The organism is Streptosporangium carneum, assembly GCF_027922005.1.
GTDB lineage: Bacteria > Actinomycetota > Actinomycetes > Streptosporangiales > Streptosporangiaceae > Streptosporangium > Streptosporangium carneum.
Window position 1 is genome coordinate 86,348 of record NZ_BSEV01000006.1, and the last position, 20,949, is coordinate 107,296.

The following is a 20,949-nucleotide window of genomic DNA, read 5'->3' on the forward strand; positions in this document are numbered from 1 at the left end:
CCGGAGAGAGAACGCACGGCACTTACGCCCCGCGCGCCGCCGTTCCTACGGTCGTCTCGTCCGGCACGGACCGCGCCGTCCCGGCCGGTCACCGGATCCGACCAGACACAGAACCAGACACAGAATCAGATACGGAAAAGGGGTTCCCTGATGTCTCTCTCCTGGCTGCTGCGCTTCGGCGCGGTCTGCGGGGTCCTCACCGGACTCTCCCTCGGCGTACCCGGCGCGATCGAGGCGTTCACCGGTGAGACGCTCGGCACGAGCTTCGTGGCGGGCGTCGGGGCCGCCTTCGCCGCACCGGCGCTGACCGCCTTCCACCTGCGCCAGAGCGCCGCTGCGGGACGTCTCGGCGCGATCGCGTACGCGGTGAACGTCCTGGGTCTCGGCCTGTTCGCCGGTGTGTCGTTCTCGCTGAACCTGGTGGTCTTCTTCCTCGACGGGAGCGTCGCCGCCGAACTTCTCAGGGGGCCCACGAGGGTGGCCCTGCTCGGCTCCGTCGTGGTCTTCGTCGCGGGCTCCCTGCTGTTCGGCCTCTCCATGCTCAAGGCCGGTGTCCTGCCCCGCGTGGCCGCCGTGGGGTACGGGCTCAGCCTGCCGCTCCTGGCCCTGCTCGCCCCGCTGCCCGACACCCCGCTGATCAGCGGGATTCACCTGCTGGCCTGCGCGTCCCTGATCTGGCTCTCCCTGGCGACGTGGTCGCGGTCCGGGGAGCCGGGTGTGGTCTCTCCCGCGGTGCCCGCGTGACCGCGGCGGGCGCCCCGGCCCGCCCGTCGTTCCCGCCTCGCCCCGAGCCGTGAAGGACACCGTGAAGGACACCGTGAAGGGCATGGTGAAACGCCGGGTGCGGGGCCCGTAGGGTGGTAGTCGCTGTTCCCAGACGGCTCCGTTCACGAGGGAGGGCGATGCCCGCAGCGGGTCAGCCGCGCGGATACGCGGTCATCGACGTCGAGACGACCGGTCTGCGCCCCTCGTGGAACGACCGTGTGATCGAGATCGGGATCGTGCACCTGGACCTCGCGGGCGAGGTCACCGGGGAGTGGAGCACCCTGATCAATCCCGAACGCGATCTGGGACCCCAGCACATCCACGGCATCACCGCGGCCGACATCAGGCACGCCCCGGTGTTCGAGGAGATCGCGGGCAGCGTCGTGGAGCGGCTCGAAGGGCGGGTCGTCGCGGCTCACAACCTTCCCTTCGACGTGCGCTTCGTCTCCCACGAGTTCGGCCGCATGGGCGTCGAGACCCCGCTGGACCACGCGGCCGGGGTGTGCACGATGGCCTGGTCCGCCGAGTTCCTGCCGGGGGCCCCGAGAAACCTGGCCGACTGCTGCGCCAGGGCCGGGATTCCCCTCAACGGCCACCACGACGCCCTGGTCGACGCCCACGCCGCGGCGGGGCTGCTCCGCCACTACCTGGACCTGGCCGGTCCCCGCCCGCCGTGGACGCCGCTGCTCGGCATGAGCCGCTCCTTCCCCTGGCCCGTGATCACCGGCTCGGGCGCGGCCGGGGTGCGGCGGGGCGTCTCGGCCGAGCGCGACCCGCACTTCCTGGCCAGGATCGCCGAGCGGCCGTCCTGTCCTGCGGATCCCGGGCGGGCGGCCGCCTACCTGACCCTGCTCGACGAGGCGCTCCTCGACCACCACGTCTCGGTCGCCGAGGCGGACGCCCTGGTCGGCCTCGCCGCGCGGCTCGACCTCGGCAGGGCGGACGTGGCCGGCCTCCACCTCAACTACCTCACGGTCCTGGCCGGGGCCGCCCTGGCGGAAGGCCCGGTGACCGAGGACGACAGGCACGAGCTGGACCTCGTCGCCACTCTTCTCGGCCTTTCCACGGAGTCTGCCGCCCGCGCGCTGGCGGACGCGTCCGCGAGCCCGCGACCGGGGTTCGCCCGTTTCCGTCTCTCCCCCGGTGATCTGGTCGTCTTCACCGGTGAGATGGACGGCGCCCGTGACGAGTGGGAGCTGCGGGCCCGGCAGGCGGGGTACGTCCCGCACGGCTACATCACCAAACGGGTCAGGCTCCTGGTCGCGGCCGACCCGGACAGCCTGTCCACGAAGGCTCGCAAGGCCCGTGACTACGGCATCCCGATCGTCACACCGGACGCCTTCGCCCGCATGCTCGGCTGAGACGCCCTCCGGCCGCGCCCGGCACACCCGCCGCGGAACAGCGCGGGATCCGATGCAAGGTCCAATAAGGTGCTTTTGTGAGTAATCTCGGTGAAGACCCGCGACCGGCTCGCGGCGCGGTCAGGGAGGTCCACGGCGTGAGCCGGGCGGCCTCCCTCGACTACTCCCCCGACCTGGACGGACTCGCCGACCCCGGTGAGATCGTCTGGGCCTGGGTTCCCTACGAGGAGGACCCCGCCAGGGGCAAGGACAGGCCGCTGCTGGTCGTCGGCAGGCATCGGCGAAGGCTCCTGGCCATGATGCTGTCCAGCCGCGGCGGCGACGGCGACCCGAGTGAGTGGCTCACGCTCGGCCCAGGCGGCTGGGATCGGGACGACCGGGTTTCCTACCTGCGCCTCGACCGGGTCTTCGAGCTCGACGAGGACGACATCCGGCGTGAGGGGTCGGTGCTGGAGCCCGAGCGGTTCGCCCGCGTCGCCGCCGTCCTGCGGAGGGTCCACGGCTGGGCCGCCGACGGTTAGCCCCGTCCCCCGCTCGGCCGGGGTCCGTCCGCCCGGATCACGAGGAACCCCGCCTGCCGCGTCGGGCAGGCGGGATCCTGTCATCAGTTGTCGGTGCAGAACGGGTGGATGCGGCAGTTGCTGAGCCTGGCCGCCTCGGCGGCCACGGGCTCACGCTCCTGCAGATCCTGCAGGTCCTGAACGTCGAAGGACATCTCTCTCACCTCCTCATGGGGTCACGGCCGCGCCGGGCGCGGCCTGCCGTCTCACCGCCGCCGCCTCCTGGGGGAAGGCGGCGAGTCCTTCGGGGGCGTTCCCCGCCGGCGTCACCACGTCGTCCAGCATCCACAGCCGTGCGTTCCGGTGGCGCAACCGCAGGAGGAAGGCGAGGATGCCGGCCGTGCCGCCGAGGAAGCCCGGGGGAACCCTGGAGAAGGGGTCGGGCACGAGCGATCTGCCTTCGTGCCTGACGGCTCTGGCCTCCAGGCAGCGGGCCAGGTCCTCCGCCCACCGGAGATAACGGTCGTCGGCGGTGAACTCGGCCATGTCGAGAAGGAACTCCCCCTCTCCCGGCAGGCCGTGGCAGGGCACCGAGCCCAGCTGCCACCGGACGCGATGGACCGCGGTCGCGGCCTTGTCCGCGAGGACCAGAGCCGTCTGGTCTCCCGTGGCCCTCCAGTAGCGGATCAGGAAGGAACCGATCCCGGACGACCCGCTGCACCAGTGGGGCCTGCGCGGACGGAGCGTCAGCGGCTCCTGCGGGAGGGTCGGCCACCACGCGGTGTCCCCGTCGACGTCGGCGTGCTCGCCGAGGGCGCGGGCGACCTCGCGCACGCTCGCCATCCACTCGGGACGTCCGAACGCCGTGGCGGCGTAGAGCAGCGCGGTGCCGACGCCCGCGAGACCGTGCGCGAAGCCGAGATGGTTGGCCCCGGCCAGACCGGAGTCGAACGACTCGGGGGTGGGCCACTGGGGACGCCCCCGCCGGTAGGAGCGCGCGTCGTGCAGGTGCTGGAACGTCTCGCGGGCCCGCTCCCCGAGCACGGGGTCCCCGGAGCGGAGCGCCAGGCGGAGCACGGCCATGCCGCAACCCGCGAGCCCGTGTGTCACGTCAGGACTGGGATGGTCGACGGGCAGCCGTCGCGCCGCCCGCAACGCGAACTCCGCCGTCTCCGTGTCCTCCCGGGTGTCCTCCCGGGTGTCCCTGCCGCGCTCTCCCGTGCCTCCCCCGGGCCGCGCGGCGTCGTGGAGCGCCCACAGGGCCCCGGAACGCCCGAAGTACAGGCCCGGAGGCCAGACCTCCTCCTCGGCGAGGCGTCTGCGCAGCCATCTCGCGGCGAACGCGGCGGCCTCGTCGACACCGTGCCCGCCCTCGGTGCGGCGGGCGAGGGTCAGGACGCCGAGGATTCCCGCCACGCCCGCGTTCACCGAGCACGGATCCACTTCGACGTCTCCGGCGGCGGGCCAGGGCGACGGGCCGCCCTCGCGTCGCTCCAGCGTCTCCACCAGGTGCGCGAGCCCGTCGGCGACGAGGTCTCGGGCCGTGGGGCGCCGTCCCGCGAGGGAGCGGCCGGGAGTGGGAGGAGAGGAGGCGGGGGAAGGGCGCGCGTCGAGCGCGTCGAGGAACTCCTCGCACTCCTCCAGCGACCATCGCCGGCCGGGCTCGGCCGTCAGCCCCGTCACGAGGGGTAGCAGCAGGGCCAGCGTCTCGTTGGCGCGGGCGACCTCGGCGACGTGGCCGGCCAGCCGCCGTCCGCCGGCGTGCCCCGTCACCTCGTCCGGCGCGAGCTGCGGCGCGCTGCCGGTCGCGAGGAAGTAGGCCGTCGCGCCGAGGGCGTAGAGGTCGGCCGTCGCGTCGGGGGCGGGAAGGAACCTGCCGCTGTGCGGGGCCAGTTCGGGCGCCAGGTAGCCCGGGGTCCCGCCCGTCATGACGGTGACCCCCGGCACGGCGGCGTACTCCAGGTCGATGAGCCGGACCTCCCCGCCGGGCACGAGCATCACGTTGTCCGGCGAGAGGTCGCGGAAGACGTGACCGTGGCGGTGGACGGCCCGCAACGCCGCGACGAGGCGGCGCAGGACGGGCAGGACCTCCGCCGCCGCGTGCCCGAAGCCGTCCTCGCCGAGAGGGCCGGCGTTCCGCTCCGACCAGTGCCGCAGCGTGGTCCCCGCGACGAGCTCCTCCACGAGGAAGACGTGCCCCGACTGCTCGAAGAAGTCCACGACGGCAGGCACGACCCCGGTCGTGGCGAGGGCGTCGAGCCGGGACCGCTCGAACGCGATCCGGTCTCGCGCGTCCCTGCCGCCGAGGTCGGAGCAGGCGTGCGGACGCCCCTCCTTGACGATGACCTCGGCGCCGGTCCTGCGGTCCTCCGCGACGTACACACCGCCCCGGTTGGCGTGCCGTACGGCCTCCCTGACCACGAAGCGGTCGTTCAGCAGGACCGCGGACGGCGGTCTCGTCCTTCCGCCGTCGCGCCCGCCCTGCGGCGTCCGGCGGGCCCGCTCCCCGAAGGGGGAGACCGCGAAGGAGGGCGGTGAGAAGCGCGGCAGCCGCTCGTCGCGGACCAGCGCTCCCTCCGGTGTGCGCAGGCGGATCTCGTAGACTCCGTCGTTGCCGAGCGTCCTGTGCCCGTGGAAGGCCCCGTAGCGGTAGTGGACGATCCCGCCCTCCCGGTAGGGGCGGTCGGAGAGGATCACCGGCCCGGGAAGGCCCAGGGTGACGTCGTCGAGCCGGGCCGCCAGCCGCACCGACTCGGCGTCGTCGAGGGGGTAGGCGGTGACGAACTTGCCCGCGTGGGCGCGGGGGCAGTGCGGTCCCGTGAGATCCCAGTAGGCGCTCAGCCTGGCGGGGAACTTGAAGGCGCAGCCCGCCTCGACGAGCACGGGGGCGACGCGGGACAGCACGACGGGGGCGGAGAGCATCGTCGCCGACACGTGCAGCTTCCACCCCTGCGCGGGCATCGGGTACGCGACGGGGGCGGCCTTGCACCAGAAGTCCTCGACGTCGATCGACCAGTCGCGGTCAGGTCTCCGCGCGAGCTCCGCGGCCACGATGTCGCGCAGGAGGGCCGGATCGTCCGGACGAGTTTTCAAGGGAACCCACCCTTCGGCTGCCACGGCTCGACGCCACCCGAGAAGAACATCGCGAGAAGCCGTTCGACGACTGGAAAACCACCGCTATTGCACACCGGGAAAAGGGATCGCGCACCCCCCTTCTCGGAATTCGGCTGAGACCGCATGTCCGCGTCGCCGAATCCCGCGAGGTCACGGCCGTTACGCGGCGCACAGCGCGGAGAGCTGCCGGGAAGCCTTCACCCTGCCCCGGCCGCCATGCCACAGGAAAGCGCGCCGCGGGACGGTCGCACCACGGAAAATCACTCATTCGAGAATGGAGATCCCGGCCGGCGGGAAACAGGGGGCGCCGCCGCGGCGGCCACGGGGAATTCGGCCCGCAAAGAAAAAGTGATATATCCCCAATAAAATGAATATACGCTGGTCGTCCTGAGTTTTGAAGCGGTTCAGCCCCTTGACGGGCTCCGGCCCCGGGCGCCCTCGGGAACCACGCCGCCGACCGTCGTCCTTCCCCCGCCGATCGTCAAGGCAGCAGCCGGTAGAAGCGCCAGAACCCGAAGTCCTCGATCGGCAGGATCTCGACGTCCCGGAAACCCGCCTCGGTGGCGTAACGACGCAGGGTGTCCGGGCGCATGACGGTCCCGGTGCCGGCCGAGGGCTTGTGGGACATGCCGTCCGGCAGGCAGATCAGCAGGCTGAAGCCGTACAGCAACCGCTCGGTCTCGTCCGCGGGGGCGGTGAAGGACTCGGCGGCGGCCTCGTCCATGACGACGACGGCGCCGCCGGGCCTGAGCGCGCGCCGGGCGGCGGCCAGCGCGCCCACGGGGCGGGGCATGTCGTGGAGGCACTCGAAGGCGAAGACCGCGTCGTAGACCCCGGCGGGGAGCGACTCCGCCTCCTCGTGACGGAAGGCGACGTCGAGCCCGGCCCGCTCGGCGTTGCGGGCGGCCAGTTCGATCGAGGGACCGTCGATGTCGACGCCCTCGACGACCGCCTGCGGGTAGGCCCTGGCCAGGGCGATGGTCGACCACCCTCCGCCGCAGCCGACGTCGACGAGACGGGCTCCGGGGCGGCGCAGCGACGCGTCGAGGTCGGCGACCCCGGCGAGGGCTCCGGGGAGCGCGCGCTCGAACCAGGGCCGGTTCATCTCCGCCTGGGCCTCGCGCATGTCCGTCCCGAACGCGGCCCAGCTCACGCCGCCGCCGTCGCGGTAGGCGTCCAGCAGGGCGGGCGTCTGCGCGGCGGTCGCGGCCGTCATCCTGGCGAGCGGCGCGAGGTAGTCGAGGCTGGACTCGTCGGTCAGCACCTCCGCCGCGCCTCGTGGGAGGGCGAACCGGCCGTCCTCGCCGACGGAGAGGATCCCGGCCGCGGCCTGCTGCTCCAGCCACTCCCTGGCGTACCGCTCGTGGCCGCCCGCGCGGGCGGTCAGTTCGGCGGCGCTGGCGGGCCCGTGCCCCGCCAGCGCCCTGTACCAGCCGAGGCGGTCCCCGAGATGGACCGAGAGCACCTCCATGGCGCTCAGCGCGGCCCCCATCAGGCGCTCGGCGAACTCCCCCGCGGTCGCCTCAGGAGGCGTCCGCGTGGCCGGATCGGTGGTCGGGTCAGTGGTCATCGTGGCCTCCGTCCCATCACCGGCGCCAGAGGTGGACAGGCGGTCGGGCACGGGCGACACGGAGACGGCGAAGGCGGCGCCGTCGAGGAATCGCCCGGCGATCGACTCCTCCCCAGGGTGATCGGCAGCGGCGATGGATAATAGGGTTTGCGGCCTATGTCGAGGATCGTTAGGCTCAGCGAGCGTAAGACCTTTTTGTGGCTTCTTGCTGTCAGTATCTCAGCCACGCTCGTGGTCGGCGGCGGCGCCGTGCTGAGCGGTCATCCGGCGCCCGACCCCGAAGAGCCCGTGCCGCCCGTTCCTCTGGCGGCCGAGCCGACCGGCCTCGCCGAACCGCCCGTGCCCACCGCGACACCGACCCCGCCGCCCGTTCCGGTCGACCTGGGGAAGGCGGGCCCCGAGCGGACGTTCCTCCTCGCGAACGGACGGCGGCAGCCTCGGCGTGTCTCCGTCCCCGCGTCCGCGAGCGGCCGCTACGCCGTCGTGGCGGGCGAGGCCGCTCCTCCCGCCCGCCGCCGCGGAGGCGGCAAGGTGATCCGGTACGTCGTCGAGGTCGAGCGCGGGCTGCCGTTCGACGGGCGCGAGTTCGCCGACGAGGTGCACCGGATCCTCAACGACCGGCGCGGCTGGGGTTTCCGGTTCCAGCGTGTGAGGCGGGGGCCGGTGAGAATCAGGGTCTCGCTGTCCAGCCCCGCGATGACCGACAGGAAGTGCAGGCCGCTGGAGACCTTCGGCGCGCTGTCGTGCTGGAACCGCGGGCGCGCGGTCATCAACGCGAGGCGGTGGAACGCGGGCGTGCGAGGCTACGGCCGCGACGTCGCCTCCTACCGGGAGTACGTCGTCAGCCACGAGGTCGGCCACGGGCTCGGGCACGGCCACATTCCGTGCCCCGGACCCGGCAGGCGGGCCCCGGTGATGCTCCAGCAGACCAAGTCGCTGTACGGCTGCCGCCCCAACCCCTGGCCGTCGCCGAGGCGCTGAGGCTCAGCCCGCCGCGGCGAACCTCTTGGCACAGTACGCCCGCAGCTCGCCGACCAGGTCGCGGACGACGGCGGAGTTCAGCATCTCGGAGGTGGTGACGTAGCCGACGTGCCGCATCGGCGGGTCGGCGTCGAGCTCCTCCATCGCGACCTTCGGGGACGCGTCCGCCAGGGTGAGCCTCGGCACGATCGCGGTGCCCAGCCCGTAGCCGACCATCGAGACCACGACCCCGTCGTCCTCGACCTGGATGTCGCTCGACGGGATCCACGCCTGCCTGGCCAGCCACAGCCTGGTCTCCGCCGAGCAGTTCTCGTGCCAGTCGATCATCGGCAGGCTGCGCGGCTCCGGATGCCCCGCCGGGTAGGCCAGCACGTACGGCTCGGCGAACAGGTCACGCCCCACCAGCCCGCCCACCCTTGAGGGAAGCGTGGCGATGCCCAGGTCGGCCCTGCCGTCCAGCACCTCCCCCGCGATGCCCCTGCCGATCTCCTGCACGATCCGGACGTCGACCGTGACCTTCGGATAGCGCCTGGCGAACCGCGCGAGCACGGTGGGCAGCAGGTGGAAGGCGGCGCTGCGGAACGCCGCGACCCGGATGGCGCCCGTCGTCTCCCCCGCGGACGCGGCGTGCGTCTCGGCCTTCATGACGTCCATGAGGCGCAGGATGCGCCGGGCGTGCCCGACCGCCGCCGCCCCCGCGGCCGTGGGCCGGGCGCCGTTGCGGCCGCGCTGGAACAGCACCGCGCCGATCTTCCGTTCGGCGGCCCTGACGGCGTGGGAGACCGCGGACTGGGTGAGACCGAGCTCCGTCGCGGCCGCGGAGAAGCCGCGCTCCCGCTCGACGGCGACCAGGACGCGCAGCTCGCCCGCCGTCAGATCCTCGTTGGTCACGGTGCAGACGTTATATGAACGCTCCTAATGGAAAACGCGATCTCATGAACTCCGGCCCCTGGTTCCCTCTCATGGCGCTTCCTACGCTGACCGGCACAGCCAACCGAAGAAGCAGAGGACAGTCATGCGCGCCATCCAGATCACCCGTCTCGGCGGCCCGGAAACACTGACCGAGACCGAGCTGCCCGACCCGGTGCCGGGTCAGGACGAGGTCCTCGTCGACGTCGAGGCGGCCGGGGTGAACTTCGCCGACGCCGAGCGGGTGGCCGGAACGTACCTTCCCCCGGATCTGCCGTTCATCCCCGGCAGCGAGGTCGTGGGGCGGACCGGGGACGGCCGCCGCGTCATGGGCCTGGCCAGGCAGGGCTACGCCTCCAAGGCCCTCATCAAGGCCGACGACGTCGTGGAGCTGCCGGAGGAGATCGGCGCGGGCGAGGGGCTGGCGCTGCTGGTCCAGGGGCTGACCGCCTGGCACCTGCTGGGCACGGCGGCGCGGTTGCGCAAGGGCGAGAGCGTCGTGGTGAACTCGGCCGCGGGCGGCGTCGGGCACCTCGCGGTCCAGCTGGCCAGAGAGCTCGGGGCGGGCAGGGTGATCGCCACGGCGTCGAGCGAGGAGAAGCTGGACCTGGCGCTGAGCCTCGGCGCGGACGCGGCGGTGGACGGCTCGGCCGAGGGCTACGCGGAGCGGGTGATCGAGGCCAACCTGGGCAACCGCGCCGACGTGATCCTGGACGCGGTCGGCGGCCCGGTGTTCGACGCCGCGCTCGGCGCGGTGGCGGCGTTCGGCCGCCTGATCAGCTACGGCACCGCCTCCCACCAGGATCCGAGCCCCGTCGACGTGGAGCGCCTGTCCGAGTCCAACGTCGCCGTGGCGGGCTTCTGGATCCGCCCCCTCCTCGCGCAGCCCGGCGGCTACAGGGCGCAGCTGAACGAGCTGCTCGAGCTGACCGTCACAGGCCGGATCAGGCCGATCGTGGGCGGCGAGTACGCCCTCTCCGACGCCAGGACGGCCTTGGAGGACATCCTCGCCCGCCGTACGACGGGCAAGATCGTCCTGCGTCCCTAGTTCCGGCCGCGGTCGTGCCGCCCTCGCACCGGTCGCACCGGCTAACGTACGGCGTGTGCAACCGACGACAGGAGCATCGTTGACGCCTGACGGTGACTACGGAGTGCCGGGCTCGCTGGCGAAAGTGCTCGCCGACGTCGCGGCGGAGCGGGTGGCCCAGGACGTCATGTGGGGCATCCAGGACATCGACGACGGCACAGGGCCGTGGCACGCCGCCGACGCGGACCGGGCGAAGGAGGACGTCGGGGAGGCCTCCCGCGAGGGCCGGCTCACCTGGCGGCACATCCTGCGGGAGGAGGTGCTCGAGGCCTTCGCCGAGGACGGGCCGGACGCCCTGCGAACCGAGTTGGTCCAGGTCGCGGCCGTCGCCGTCAAGTGGGTCCAGGCGCTCGACCGGCGGGGCGGGACGCTCCCCGTCGCCGGAGGGCGCCCCTTCGCACCGCACGCCCTGAAGGTCACCGCGGAAGAGGCTGAGGACGCCGCGGAAGAGGCTGAGGACGCCGCGGCAGGCCGCGCGGAAGACGGTGCCGGGGACGTTGCCGGGGAGGGGCGATGACGCCGAGGCCGACCCTTCTGGTGATCTACACCCCCGCCCTGGAGGCCTGCCGGGCCTTCTACGGCTCCCTGGGCCTGGACTTCCGGCCGGAGCGGCACGGGACGGGGCCCGAGCACTACGCCGCCGTGCTCGGCGACGGGACCGTGTTCGAGATCTACCCGTCGACGGCCCGGCGGACGACGGGCGCCCTGCGCCTCGGGTTCGCCGTGGACCCGGGCTTCAGCCTGGACGGAACGGCGCTGCCCCCGGGCGGTCATCTGCTTCACGACCCCGACGGGCGGACGGTCGAGATCCACGTCCCACCGGTCTGAGCGTCCCCGAGGGCCTTCTCGCCGGTCGCGAACCCCTCTCCCCGGACGCCGGAGGATTTCCCGAACGCCGGAGAGCGGAGACCGGGTGCGTCCGCCCCCCTCGAGGGGGGCGGACGCACCCGCCGCCTCCCCCTAGTGTGGGGCGCAGGCATGCCTCACGAGGGGTAAGGGATATCTGATGTTGCATGAGCGGCTGTCGTCGATCTACGAAAACGTGCTGCGGCGCAACGCGGGCGAGACCGAGTTCCACCAGGCCGTCCGCGAGGTGCTGGAGAGCATAGGCCCGGTGCTGGGCAAGCATCCGGAGTACGCCGAGTCGAAGATCATCGAGCGGATCTGCGAGCCGGAGCGGCAGATCATCTTCCGGGTCCCGTGGGAGGACGACCGGGGCGAGGTGCACATCAACCGGGGCTTCCGCGTCGAGTTCAACAGCGCGCTCGGCCCTTACAAGGGCGGCCTGCGCTTCCACCCCTCGGTCTATCTCGGCATCGTCAAGTTCCTCGGCTTCGAGCAGATCTTCAAGAACAGCCTGACCGGCCTGCCGATCGGCGGAGGCAAGGGCGGCTCCGACTTCGACCCGAAGGGGCGTTCCGAGCGCGAGGTCATGCGGTTCTGCCAGAGCTTCATGACCGAGCTGTACCGCCACATCGGCGAGTACACCGACGTGCCCGCCGGTGACATCGGCGTCGGGCAGCGCGAGGTCGGATACCTGTTCGGCCAGTACAAGCGCATCACCAACCGCTACGAGTCCGGAGTGATCACCGGCAAGGGGCTCAGCTACGGCGGCGCGCAGGTGCGGACCGAGGCGACCGGGTACGGCTGCGCGTTCTTCGTCGCCGAGATGCTGAAGGCACGGGGCACGTCGTTCGACGGCAGGCGTGTGGCGGTCTCCGGCTCGGGCAACGTCGCCGTCTACACGATCGAGAAGGTGCGGCAGCTCGGCGGGATCGTGGTCGCCTGCTCAGACTCCTCCGGATACGTCGTCGACGACAAGGGCGTCGACCTCGACCTGCTCAAGCAGGTGAAGCAGGTCGAGCGCCGCCGGTTGGACGTCTACGCAGAGCGCAGGGGCGGGAACGCGACGTTCGTGCCCGGCCGGAGCGTGTGGGAGGTGCCGTGCGAGGTGGCGATGCCGTCCGCCACCCAGAACGAGATCACCGGCCGCGACGCCGAGCTGCTCGTCCGCAACGGCTGCGTCGCGGTCGGCGAGGGCGCCAACATGCCCACCACCCCGGAGGGAATCCGGATCTTCGAGGAGGCGGGCGTGGCCTTCGGGCCCGGCAAGGCCGCCAACGCGGGCGGGGTCGCGACCAGCGCGCTGGAGATGCAGCAGAACGCCAGCCGCGACTCCTGGACCTTCGAGTTCTCCGAGAACCGCCTGCAGCAGATCATGCGTGACATCCACGACCGCTGCCTGCGCAGCGCCGACGAGTACGGCATGCCGGGGAACTACGTGGCGGGCGCCAACATCGACGGGTTCAAGCGGGTCGCGGACGCGATGCTCGCGCTGGGCCTGATCTGACGGGCTCGAAGCCTGACACAAAGGACACAAGGAACACAAGGGGCTTAACAGAAGGGGGCTGACACAAGTCGGCTCCCACGCCCTGACGCGGCCGCCGGCGGTCTCGGCGGGCCGCTCCGCCGGAACGGCCACGGGTGAGCCCGGGGCGGCCGGCCGGCGGCCCGCCCCCGTCTCGCTCCGGCCCCCGATTTCAGCGCGGCCCGTCTCTCACTCCGCCCTCCGGTTCCAGCGCGGCCCGTCTCTCACTCCGCCCTCCGGTTCCAGCGCGGCCCGTTTCCCGTTCCGCCCCGGTTCAGCGCGGTCCGGGCCAGAGGATCCCCCCTTCCGCTCACCGTACGTTCATCTGCCATTGACGTCGGGCGAACGACGTCCCTAGTATCGCCGCTAACCGTCTAGAAAGTATCCAGACGGATAGCTCCACGTGTCACCTCGAAGGTCACGCCACCTGTGTGGCCTGCGGAGGTGGGCGCTGAACAGGTTCGTCGCCGTACACCGGCCGAGAGCCGTCATCCCGGGAGCGACATCCCTCACACCTCGTAATTCCCCCTGGAGGGCTTGATGTCCCAATCAACCGGTATGCCGGGCGAGATGAACCGTCGACAGCTCCTGCGCCGGATCGGCCTGACCGCACTGGCCGCAGGGCCCGGCGCGGGCCTGCTCAGTGCCTGCGCGACCGCCGGGAGCGGCGGCGCGGACGCGCGGACCCCCGCCACTCCCGCCGCGACCGCCGCGACCTCGGCGGCCAACCCGCTCGGCGTCGACCCCAAGAAGCCCCTGGAGGTCGTGATCTTCAACGGCGGCAACGGCGACGGCTACGCGACCGGACTCCACCAGCCGCTGTACCGGAAGGCGTATCCGCAGGCGGAGATCAAGCACGTCCCGACGCAGAAGATCGGCACCCAGCTCCGGCCGCGCTTCGTCAGCGGTGACGTGCCGGACGTGGTGAACAACTCGGGCCCCGAGGCGCTCGACATGGCGGCGCTGGCCGCCGAAGGCCACCTCGCGGACCTGACCGCGCTCTTCGACGCCCCGTCGATCGACGACCCGGGAAAGAAGGTGCGCGACACCCTGGTCGGCGGCGTCCAGGAGAACTCGCTGATCGACGGCGTCCCACACGTTCTCAACTACACCGTCGCCCACCGCGCCCTGTGGTACAACGCCAAGCTCTTCGCGGCCAAGGGCTGGACGGTGCCCAAGACCTGGGACGCCTTCCTGGCCCTCGGCGAGGAGGCGAAGAAGGCCGGCATCACGCTGTTCGCCTACCCCGGCCAGGTCGGGCCGTTCTACCAGGTCTGGAACCTCGTCTACACGGCGGCGAAGATCGGCGGCAACCAGGTCATCGTCGACATCGACAACCTGGCCGACGGCGCCTGGACCAACCCGGCCGTCCTGGCCTCCGTCACCGCCTGGGCGGACCTGCAGGCCAGGTACGGCGACAAGGCCTACTTCGGCCTGGACCACACCCAGACGCAGATCAAGCACCTGCAGGACAAGGTGGCCTTCTACCCCTGCGGCTCCTGGCTGGAGAACGAGATGGCCAAGGACAAGCCGGACTCCTTCGAGTACGCCATCGCCCCGGTGCCGAGCGTGACCGCCACGGACAAGCTGCCCGCCGAGGCCATCATGGTCGGGGTGAGCGAGGCGTTCTTCGCCTCGGCGAAGGGCCCCAACCCCGCAGGCGGCCTGGAGTACCTGCGGATCATGCTCTCCAGAGAGGGGGCCCGCGGCTACACCGAGAGGACCAAGAACCTCACCGTGGTCAACGGCGTCGCGGAAGGGCTGGACCTCCCTCCCGCCGTACGGAGCGCCGCCAAGGCACAGGACGCGGCGGGCAGGAACACCATCACCGACGCGCGGTTCGAGAGCTGGTACAAGGAGCTGTTCGACCACTCCCAGACCCAGACGAACGCGGTCATGGCAGGCCGCGTCACGCCCGAGCAGTTCTGCGCGAACATGCAGAAGAAGGCCGACGAGATCAAGAAGGACTCGTCGGTCTCCAAGCAGACGCGGAGCGCCTGACCCATGTTCACGCGGCTGCGCGCGTTCGGCTTCGTCGCCGGCTTCCTCGTGGTGCCGGCGGTGCTCTACCTGGCCTTCGTGATCAATCCGTACGTCCAGGCGTTCCAGATCGCGTTGACGGACTGGCGGGGCGTGTCACGCGCCCCGGGGTTCGTCGGACTGGAGAACTTCGCCCGCCTCTGGGACGACCAGGCGTTCTGGCAGGCTCTGCGCAACCACGGCGTCCTGCTGGTCACGCTGCCCCTCGTCACGATCGCCCTCGCGTTGTTCTTCGCCTACCTGCTCAACCTGGGCGGAGGCGGCGCGAGCGGGACGATGCGCGGGGTGCGGTGGTCGGGGTTCTACCGGGTGGTGTTCTTCCTGCCCCAGGTCCTGGCCGTGGCCGTCGTCGGCGTGCTGTTCAAGGCGGTCTACCGGCCCGACGAGAGCGGCGTCGTCAACGGCGCCCTGATCAAGCTGGGCCTGGAGCCCGTCGGCTGGCTCACCGAACCCGGGCTCGCCCTGTGGTCGATCATCGCGGTGATGGTCTGGCAGGCCGTCGGCTTCTACGTCGTGCTGTTCTCCGCCGGAATGGCCGCGATCCCCAGGGACGTCTTCGAGGCGGCGGCGCTGGACGGCGCGGGCCGGGTGCGGATGTTCCTGTCCATCACCCTGCCCCTGCTGTGGGACACCGTGCAGGTCGGCTGGGTCTACCTCGGCATCGCCGCCTTCGACGGCTTCGCGCTGGTGCAGGTGCTCTCGGTCGACCGGGGCGGCCCTGACGGCGCCACCACCGTGCTGCCCCTGGAGATCTGGAAGACGGCGTTCAGCTACTCGAAGTTCGGCTACGCCTCGGCGATGGGCGTGGCGCTGTTCTTCATGACCATCACGTTCGCGGCGCTGACCCTGCGTGTCACCCGTCGCGAGAGGATCGAGTTCTGACCGTGACGCTCACCACCGAACCACCGCTCACCACCTCCTCCGCCGCCGCTCCCCCCGCGTCCGGACGCCCGCGTCCCGGACTGCTCACCGGCCTGTCGCACGTCGCGCTGGTCGTGTGGGCGCTGCTGGTCGTGCTTCCGCTGCTGTGGACCCTGCTCGCGTCGTTCAAGGACAACACCGAGATCTTCGGCGACGCGCTGCAGCTGCCCGCCGAGCTGCGCTGGGACAACTGGGCCCGCGCCTGGAGCAAGGCGAACGTCGGCACCTACCTGCTGAACACCGTGATCGTCGTCGCCGCGGGCACGTTCGGGACCATGCTCCTCGGCTCGATGGCCGCCTACGTGCTGGCCCGCTACAGGTTTCCCGGCAACCGGTTGATCTACTACCTGTTCGTCTCCGGCATGGCCTTCCCCGTCTTCCTCGCCCTGGTGCCGCTCTTCTTCGTGGTCGACCAGGTGGGGTTGCTGAACACCCACACCGGCCTGGTCCTCGTCTACATCGCCTACTCCCTGCCGTTCACGATCTTCTTCCTGGCCTCGTTCTTCAAGACGCTGCCCACCTCCGTCGCCGAGGCCGCGATGATCGACGGAGCGTCGCACGTCCGGACGTTCTTCCAGGTCATGCTCCCGATGGCCAGGCCAGGACTGGTCAGCATCACGATCTTCAACGTGCTCGGACAGTGGAACCAGTACCTCCTGCCCCTGGTGCTGCTCTCCGGCGCCAAGGACAAGTGGGTCATCACCCAGGGCATCGCCGACATCTCCACCATCGCCGGATACGAGGCCGACTGGCCCGGCCTGTTCGCCGCGCTCAGCATGTCGATCATTCCGGTGGTGGTCGTCTACGCCGTCTTCCAGCGCCAGATCCAGTCCGGGCTAACCTCGGGTGCGCTGAAATAGCGATGATCCAGACCGTCCAGACAACGAGGATGAGCATGTCGTCCGGAAGCCCGCGTGTCCTGCGCACCCTGAACGAGCGCGCCACCCTGGAACTGCTGCTCCGCAGCGGGCCGCTCACCCGGGGGGAGCTGGAGAGCCTGACCGGCCTGTCGAAGGCCTCGGCGGCCGAGGTCCTGCGCCGTCTGGAAGCCGCCCGCCTGGTGAAGAAGGGCGGGCGGAAGCCGGGCAGCGCGGGACCCGCCGCGCACATGTGGGCGCTGGACGGCTCCTGCTGCCACGTGGCCGGGGTCGACGTCACGCCGGACGCCCTGGACGTGGCCGTCGCGGATCTGACGGGACAGGTGGTCGGCGAGCACCGGATGGCCACGCCCGGCATCCACGATCCGATCGGCTCGCTCGCCGCCGCGGTGGGCGAGGCGGCGCGCGCCGCGGGCCTGCGGACCGGCGACCTCGACCAGGTCGTCATCGGGATGCCCGGCGTCGTCGACGTCGTCGGCGACCGGCTGGACTCGGTGATCCAGCTGCCCAGCTGGGAGCACGTGCACGACCTCGCCCCCCTGCGCGCGCGGCTCGGCAACGACCGCGTGCGCATGGAGAACGACGTGAACCTCGTCGCGGTCGAGGAGATGGTCAAGGGCGCGGCGCGCGAGGCGGAGAGCTTCGCGCTGTTCTGGCTGGGCCAGGGGATCGGCGCGGGCGTGGTGCTGAAGGGCGCCCTGTGGCGGGGCGCCACGGGAAGGGGCGGCGAGATCGGCTCCATCGTCGTCCCCGATCCCGTCGAACGGGGACGGGTGCTGGGCCCCGAGGGCGGATCGCTCGACTCCATCCTCGGCGCGGAGGCCGTGCTGCGGCTCGCCCGCGCCCACGGCCTCGCGGCGGACGCCACACCGATCGCAGAGACGGGCACAGAGACAGGCGCAGGGAGGGGCGCGATGGCCGCCTCGACGGCGGACAGCACGGCGCGCGCCGCGGCGGACGTCCTCCGCGAGGCCGTCGCCGACGGGCACACCGCCTTCCTCGAGTCGCTGGCCGCCAGGATGGCCGTCGGCGTCATCGCGGTGGTCGGCGTCATCGACCCGGATCTGGTGGTGCTCGGCGGTTCGCTGTGCGCAGCGGGCGGCGAGGAGCTCCGCCGCATGGTCGCCGTTCGGCTGGCCGCCACCTCTCTCGCCCGCACCCCCCTGGCGCTCAGCACGGTCAGCGGCAATGCCGTGCGGGCGGGCGCCGTCGAGTTCGCCCTGGACATCGCGCGCGAGCAGGTCTTCAAAGCCGGCACGGCGGGCCGCTGACGCGACGACCGCCTCCCCCGCCGGACCGCTCCCCGCCGGAGGAGAGCGCCCCCGCGAAGCCGTGCCGGCGAAACCACCTCTACCAAGCCATGCCAATGAAGCCGTATCCACGAAGGAGAACAGGAATGTCGAAGGTCCTTGTCATCGGTGCCCATCCGGACGAGGCGGACATGTACGCCGGTGGAACCGCGGCGCTGCTGGCCCGCGCGGGCCACGCGGTGAAGTTCGTGTCGCTCACCAACGGCGACGCGGGCCATTTCACGATGGAACCCGTGCCTCTGGCCCGGCGCAGAGCCAGGGAGGCCGTGCGCGCGGCCGAGGCGCTCGGCGTGCTGGAGTACGAGATCCTCGACGTGCACGACGGTGAGCTGGAGCCCTCGGTCGAGATGCGGAGAAAGGTGATCGAACTGATCCGCGAGTGGCGGGCGGACGTGATCGTCGCCCTGCACGGCGAGGGCCCCGGCCACCCCGACAACCGGGCGGCGGGCCGCCTGGTGGCCGACGCTGTGGCCTTCTGCACGACGCCCAACGTGGCGCCCGGCAGGCCCGCGCTCGAGCGCGAGCCGCTCTGCCTGCTCATGGTGGACTACGCCGCCCCCGGCTTCCACCGGCACGACGTCGCCGTCGACGTCGACCCCGTCATCGACAGGAAGGTGGACGCCTGCGCGGCGCACGCCTCGCAGTTCTTCGAGTACTCCCCCGCCGCGCGAGGGCTCGCGGGCCTGGTGCCCGCGGAGGACGCGGTCGAGGAGCGCCGGGCGTTCGTCCTCGCCCACTGGGAGGAGTTCATGATCGCCGGTGACGACATGCGCCCGGCTCTGGCCAGACGGTACGGCGACGCGCACGCGGAGCGGGTCCGGCACGCCGAGACCTTCCAGCTCGCGGGCTACGGCCGCGCCGTGCCGGACGAGGAGCTGCCCCTGCTCCTCGACGTCTTCGGCGACGGCCTGACCGCCGGACTCCCCGAGCCGAGCGTCGGGATCGCCTAGCGGACGGCCCGCGCGGGCCTATTTGGCGCGCGGGCGGTTGCTCCACCTCGGCTTGCGGAACAGGTCGCGGCGTTCCAGGAGGTAGGCGAGCTTCGAGGCGGCGATCCGCACCGCCTCCTCGTGCCGGTGCCGCTTGTCCGGGACGACGCCGCTCCAGCGTTCGAGCAGGCGGGCCATCTCGTCGGCGACCTCGCCGATCACCCGGTAACGGGTGCTGAAGGCGTAGAGGTCGCCGTGGACCTCGTTCACCAGGTCCTCGTCGACCCCGCGGATCAGCGGCCTGATCTTCTTGAGGATGTCGGCGTCCATGGCCGGGGTGACCGGCGCGCGCCGGGCGTCTCCCTCCGGAACCATGATGAGCGCCCTGATCCTCGTGACGGCCAGGGCCCGTTCGGGCTGCGGAGTGGAGGGGTGCTCGGCGAGGTCGAGCAGACGCCGGAGGGTCTCCTGTGTCTTGTCGTCGAACATTGGAGGCCCGTTCGCCCTTTCTCGTCCCTCGGCGTGCCGTGCGGATGCGACCACATGCTATTCGACGGGGCGTCACGGGACGGACGGAGCGGGACGGGAGCGCGGCAGGCCGCACGGCAAAGAACGCCCACATTCCGCACATCCCGGCGAGTTCGCCGGGAGGGCGGGTAGGGGTCGGGCATGGCAGAGATCGGTTACACGATGATGTGCGAGCAGACGCCCGCCAGGCAGCTGGTCGACGACGTCGCGACCGCGGAGCGGGTCGGCTTCGACTACGCGGTCGTCTCCGACCACTACTTCCCGTGGCTGGAGGAGATGGGGCACGCTCCGTACGCCTGGTCGGTGCTCGGCGCGGCGGCGCACGCCACCGAGCGGCTGCCGCTGATGACCTACGTGACCTGCCCGATCATGCGCTACCACCCGGCGGTGGTGGCGCAGAAGGCGGCCACGATGGGCGCGCTGACCCGGGGACGCTTCACGCTGGGCCTCGGCGCGGGGGAGAATCTCAACGAGCACGTGATCGGCCACGGCTGGCCTCCGGTCGACACCCGGCACGAGATGTTCCGCGAGGCCATCGAGATCGTCCAGGAGCTGTTCGAGGGGCGATACACGACTTACCGGGGCGAGTTCTTCGACGTCGACTCGGCCAAGCTGTTCGACCTGCCCGAGGAGCCGGTGCCGCTCGCGATCGCCGCCTCGGGAGGCCGGTCGGCGGAGATCGCCGCCGAGTACGGCGACGCGCTGGTGGCGGTCGATCCCGACGCGGACCTGGTCGAGAGGTTCGTCTCCTCCGGCGGCGCGGGCAGGCCGGTCTACGGCCAGCTGCCCGTCTCCTACGACCCCGACGCCGAGGCGGCCCTGGAGCGGGCCCACCGGCTGTGGCGCTGGGCGGTGGGCGGCTGGAAGGTCATGGCCGAGTTGCCCGCGCCGGTCAACTTCGCGGCCTACGCCGAGACCGTGCGCCCGGAGGACGTCGCGGAGAAGGTGCCGTGCGGCCCCGACGTCGACGCGGTCGTCGAGGCGGTGCGCAAGTACACCGACGCGGGGTTCACCCATGTCGCCCTGGTCCAGATCGGCCACGAACACCAGCGGGAGTTCTTCGACTGGTCGGAGAAGGAGCTGCTGCCCGCGCTGCGGCGGCTGTAGGGACGCGGCGGCGGGGAGAGCTCCCGCGGGAACGACCGCGGGCGTGCCCCAGCGACGTCGTCAGGCCCTCGGGAACGGCCGGCGGCCCGCGGATCCCGGTTCACTCCTCGGCGGCCTTGCGGTGCGGGTAGACGTGGCCCAGCTCGTGGTCGGAGGGCAGGACGCAGCGGCGGTCGGCGTCGGTGTGGGGACAGCGGGGCGCGTCGAGCCTGCGGGGGAGCGGCTCTCCCTCCTCCTGCCCGGGATCACCGTCTACGGCAGGCTGGTGGGTCATGGGCGCGCATCCTCCTGTGGCAGCCTGAACGGAACGCTCCAAGCGGTGCCCGGCGCGGGCCGGCCGCCGCGATCGGTCGGCGGCCAGACGTGAGATCCGTGGAATCCGTGGAGTCAAGCAATCTATCCCTGTGAGTTCCGAGTGCCCAGGACCGGAGATTTGACGCTGCCAGGCTTGATCGTTGTCAGGAATCGACACTCATGGGTGGATATGCCCTTCACGGCCGTTTCCCTCGCCTGACACCACCGGGTCACCCGCCCTGACAGCACGCGCGCGCGGGAACCAGGGGTTACGATCACTCGTTCGC

19 protein-coding genes are annotated in these 20,949 nt (G+C 71.6%); 14 read left to right on the top strand and 5 right to left on the bottom strand.

Features of this window, described 5'->3' with window-relative positions; all coding sequences use genetic code 11:
- The first annotated feature begins 150 nt into the window (after positions 1 to 150).
- The 3 genes from PKF00_RS15605 (at position 151) to PKF00_RS15615 (ending at position 2,647) form a co-directional block, all read left to right on the top strand.
- Positions 151 to 744 (top strand): hypothetical protein, encoded by a 594-nt coding sequence (locus tag PKF00_RS15605; protein ID WP_271218234.1) that lies wholly within the window; start codon positions 151 to 153, stop codon positions 742 to 744.
- A 158-nt stretch (positions 745 to 902) separates the two neighbouring features.
- The gene (locus PKF00_RS15610; protein WP_271218235.1) at positions 903 to 2,126 is read left to right on the top strand and encodes an exonuclease domain-containing protein; all 1,224 of its coding nucleotides are present in this window, start codon (positions 903 to 905) and stop codon (positions 2,124 to 2,126) included.
- A 77-nt stretch (positions 2,127 to 2,203) separates the two neighbouring features.
- Positions 2,204 to 2,647: a type II toxin-antitoxin system PemK/MazF family toxin gene (locus PKF00_RS15615; protein WP_271218236.1), complete on the top strand. Its 444-nt coding sequence runs from the start codon at positions 2,204 to 2,206 to the stop codon at positions 2,645 to 2,647.
- Positions 2,648 to 2,854: 207 nt separating this feature from the next.
- Here PKF00_RS15615 and lanL read toward each other — a convergent pair whose 3' ends face one another.
- Complete coding sequence (lanL, locus tag PKF00_RS15620; protein WP_271218237.1) at positions 2,855 to 5,719, bottom strand: class IV lanthionine synthetase LanL; 2,865 nt, start codon at positions 5,717 to 5,719, stop codon at positions 2,855 to 2,857.
- A gap of 502 nt (positions 5,720 to 6,221) precedes the next feature.
- Complete coding sequence (locus PKF00_RS15625) at positions 6,222 to 7,310, bottom strand: class I SAM-dependent methyltransferase (RefSeq protein ID WP_271218238.1); 1,089 nt, start codon at positions 7,308 to 7,310, stop codon at positions 6,222 to 6,224.
- A 288-nt stretch (positions 7,311 to 7,598) separates the two neighbouring features.
- Between PKF00_RS15625 and PKF00_RS15630 the strand changes: the two genes are divergently transcribed.
- Positions 7,599 to 8,291, top strand: a complete 693-nt coding sequence (locus PKF00_RS15630) for a DUF3152 domain-containing protein (RefSeq protein ID WP_271218239.1) — start codon at positions 7,599 to 7,601, stop codon at positions 8,289 to 8,291.
- 3 nt (positions 8,292 to 8,294) lie between these two features.
- On the opposite strand, the gene PKF00_RS15635 is transcribed toward PKF00_RS15630, so the two are convergent.
- Positions 8,295 to 9,182: a LysR family transcriptional regulator gene (locus PKF00_RS15635; protein WP_271218240.1), complete on the bottom strand. Its 888-nt coding sequence runs from the start codon at positions 9,180 to 9,182 to the stop codon at positions 8,295 to 8,297.
- Between the two features lie 124 nt (positions 9,183 to 9,306).
- On the opposite strand from PKF00_RS15635, the gene PKF00_RS15640 reads away from it, so the two are divergent.
- The 9 genes from PKF00_RS15640 (at position 9,307) to PKF00_RS15680 (ending at position 18,754) form a co-directional block, all read left to right on the top strand.
- A complete protein-coding gene (locus tag PKF00_RS15640; RefSeq protein WP_271218241.1) occupies positions 9,307 to 10,248 on the top strand; it encodes a quinone oxidoreductase family protein in 942 nt (313 codons plus the stop codon).
- Positions 10,249 to 10,327: 79 nt separating this feature from the next.
- Positions 10,328 to 10,804, top strand: a complete 477-nt coding sequence (locus tag PKF00_RS15645; protein ID WP_271218242.1) for a hypothetical protein — start codon at positions 10,328 to 10,330, stop codon at positions 10,802 to 10,804.
- Positions 10,801 to 11,115 (top strand): VOC family protein, encoded by a 315-nt coding sequence (locus PKF00_RS15650; protein ID WP_271218243.1) that lies wholly within the window; start codon positions 10,801 to 10,803, stop codon positions 11,113 to 11,115. The genes PKF00_RS15645 and PKF00_RS15650 overlap by 4 nt, the downstream gene beginning before the upstream one ends.
- A 178-nt stretch (positions 11,116 to 11,293) precedes the next feature.
- Complete coding sequence (gdhA, locus tag PKF00_RS15655) at positions 11,294 to 12,637, top strand: NADP-specific glutamate dehydrogenase (RefSeq protein ID WP_271218244.1); 1,344 nt, start codon at positions 11,294 to 11,296, stop codon at positions 12,635 to 12,637.
- A gap of 588 nt (positions 12,638 to 13,225) precedes the next feature.
- On the top strand, positions 13,226 to 14,656 hold the full coding sequence (gene ngcE, locus PKF00_RS15660; protein WP_271218245.1) for an N-acetylglucosamine/diacetylchitobiose ABC transporter substrate-binding protein: 1,431 nt from the start codon (positions 13,226 to 13,228) through the stop codon (positions 14,654 to 14,656).
- Between the two features lie 3 nt (positions 14,657 to 14,659).
- The gene (locus PKF00_RS15665; RefSeq protein ID WP_271218246.1) at positions 14,660 to 15,577 is read left to right on the top strand and encodes a carbohydrate ABC transporter permease; all 918 of its coding nucleotides are present in this window, start codon (positions 14,660 to 14,662) and stop codon (positions 15,575 to 15,577) included.
- 2 nt (positions 15,578 to 15,579) lie between these two features.
- Positions 15,580 to 16,476: a carbohydrate ABC transporter permease gene (locus tag PKF00_RS15670; RefSeq protein WP_271218247.1), complete on the top strand. Its 897-nt coding sequence runs from the start codon at positions 15,580 to 15,582 to the stop codon at positions 16,474 to 16,476.
- A gap of 35 nt (positions 16,477 to 16,511) precedes the next feature.
- On the top strand, positions 16,512 to 17,765 hold the full coding sequence (locus tag PKF00_RS15675) for an ROK family transcriptional regulator (RefSeq protein WP_271218248.1): 1,254 nt from the start codon (positions 16,512 to 16,514) through the stop codon (positions 17,763 to 17,765).
- Between the two features lie 125 nt (positions 17,766 to 17,890).
- Entirely contained in the window at positions 17,891 to 18,754 is an 864-nt protein-coding gene (locus PKF00_RS15680) for a PIG-L deacetylase family protein (protein ID WP_271218249.1), read from the top strand.
- Positions 18,755 to 18,772: 18 nt separating this feature from the next.
- Here PKF00_RS15680 and PKF00_RS15685 read toward each other — a convergent pair whose 3' ends face one another.
- Entirely contained in the window at positions 18,773 to 19,222 is a 450-nt protein-coding gene (locus PKF00_RS15685; protein ID WP_271218250.1) for a hypothetical protein, read from the bottom strand.
- Between the two features lie 180 nt (positions 19,223 to 19,402).
- Here PKF00_RS15685 and PKF00_RS15690 point away from each other — a divergent pair, with 180 nt between their 5' ends.
- Positions 19,403 to 20,368, top strand: a complete 966-nt coding sequence (locus PKF00_RS15690) for a TIGR03557 family F420-dependent LLM class oxidoreductase (protein ID WP_271218251.1) — start codon at positions 19,403 to 19,405, stop codon at positions 20,366 to 20,368.
- A gap of 100 nt (positions 20,369 to 20,468) precedes the next feature.
- On the opposite strand, the gene PKF00_RS15695 is transcribed toward PKF00_RS15690, so the two are convergent.
- On the bottom strand, positions 20,469 to 20,642 hold the full coding sequence (locus tag PKF00_RS15695) for a hypothetical protein (protein ID WP_271218252.1): 174 nt from the start codon (positions 20,640 to 20,642) through the stop codon (positions 20,469 to 20,471).
- Between the last annotated feature and the right edge of the window lie 307 nt (positions 20,643 to 20,949).

Excerpts from the sequence above, each read along its gene's own strand:
- PKF00_RS15675 (WP_271218248.1), top strand. The coding sequence starts at position 16,512 with ATGTCGTCCGGAAGCCCGCGTGTCCTGCGCACCCTGAACGAGCGCGCC.
- PKF00_RS15665 (WP_271218246.1), top strand. The coding sequence starts at position 14,660 with ATGTTCACGCGGCTGCGCGCGTTCGGCTTCGTCGCCGGCTTCCTCGTG.
- ngcE (WP_271218245.1), top strand. The coding sequence starts at position 13,226 with ATGAACCGTCGACAGCTCCTGCGCCGGATCGGCCTGACCGCACTGGCC.
- PKF00_RS15695 (WP_271218252.1), bottom strand. The coding sequence starts at position 20,642 with ATGACCCACCAGCCTGCCGTAGACGGTGATCCCGGGCAGGAGGAGGGA.
- PKF00_RS15605 (WP_271218234.1), top strand. The coding sequence starts at position 151 with ATGTCTCTCTCCTGGCTGCTGCGCTTCGGCGCGGTCTGCGGGGTCCTC.
- PKF00_RS15610 (WP_271218235.1), top strand. The coding sequence starts at position 903 with ATGCCCGCAGCGGGTCAGCCGCGCGGATACGCGGTCATCGACGTCGAG.
- PKF00_RS15690 (WP_271218251.1), top strand. The coding sequence starts at position 19,403 with ATGGCAGAGATCGGTTACACGATGATGTGCGAGCAGACGCCCGCCAGG.
- PKF00_RS15685 (WP_271218250.1), bottom strand. The coding sequence starts at position 19,222 with ATGTTCGACGACAAGACACAGGAGACCCTCCGGCGTCTGCTCGACCTC.
- PKF00_RS15650 (WP_271218243.1), top strand. The coding sequence starts at position 10,801 with ATGACGCCGAGGCCGACCCTTCTGGTGATCTACACCCCCGCCCTGGAG.
- PKF00_RS15640 (WP_271218241.1), top strand. The coding sequence starts at position 9,307 with ATGCGCGCCATCCAGATCACCCGTCTCGGCGGCCCGGAAACACTGACC.
- PKF00_RS15625 (WP_271218238.1), bottom strand. The coding sequence starts at position 7,310 with ATGACCACTGACCCGACCACCGATCCGGCCACGCGGACGCCTCCTGAG.
- gdhA (WP_271218244.1), top strand. The coding sequence starts at position 11,294 with ATGTTGCATGAGCGGCTGTCGTCGATCTACGAAAACGTGCTGCGGCGC.
- PKF00_RS15680 (WP_271218249.1), top strand. The coding sequence starts at position 17,891 with ATGTCGAAGGTCCTTGTCATCGGTGCCCATCCGGACGAGGCGGACATG.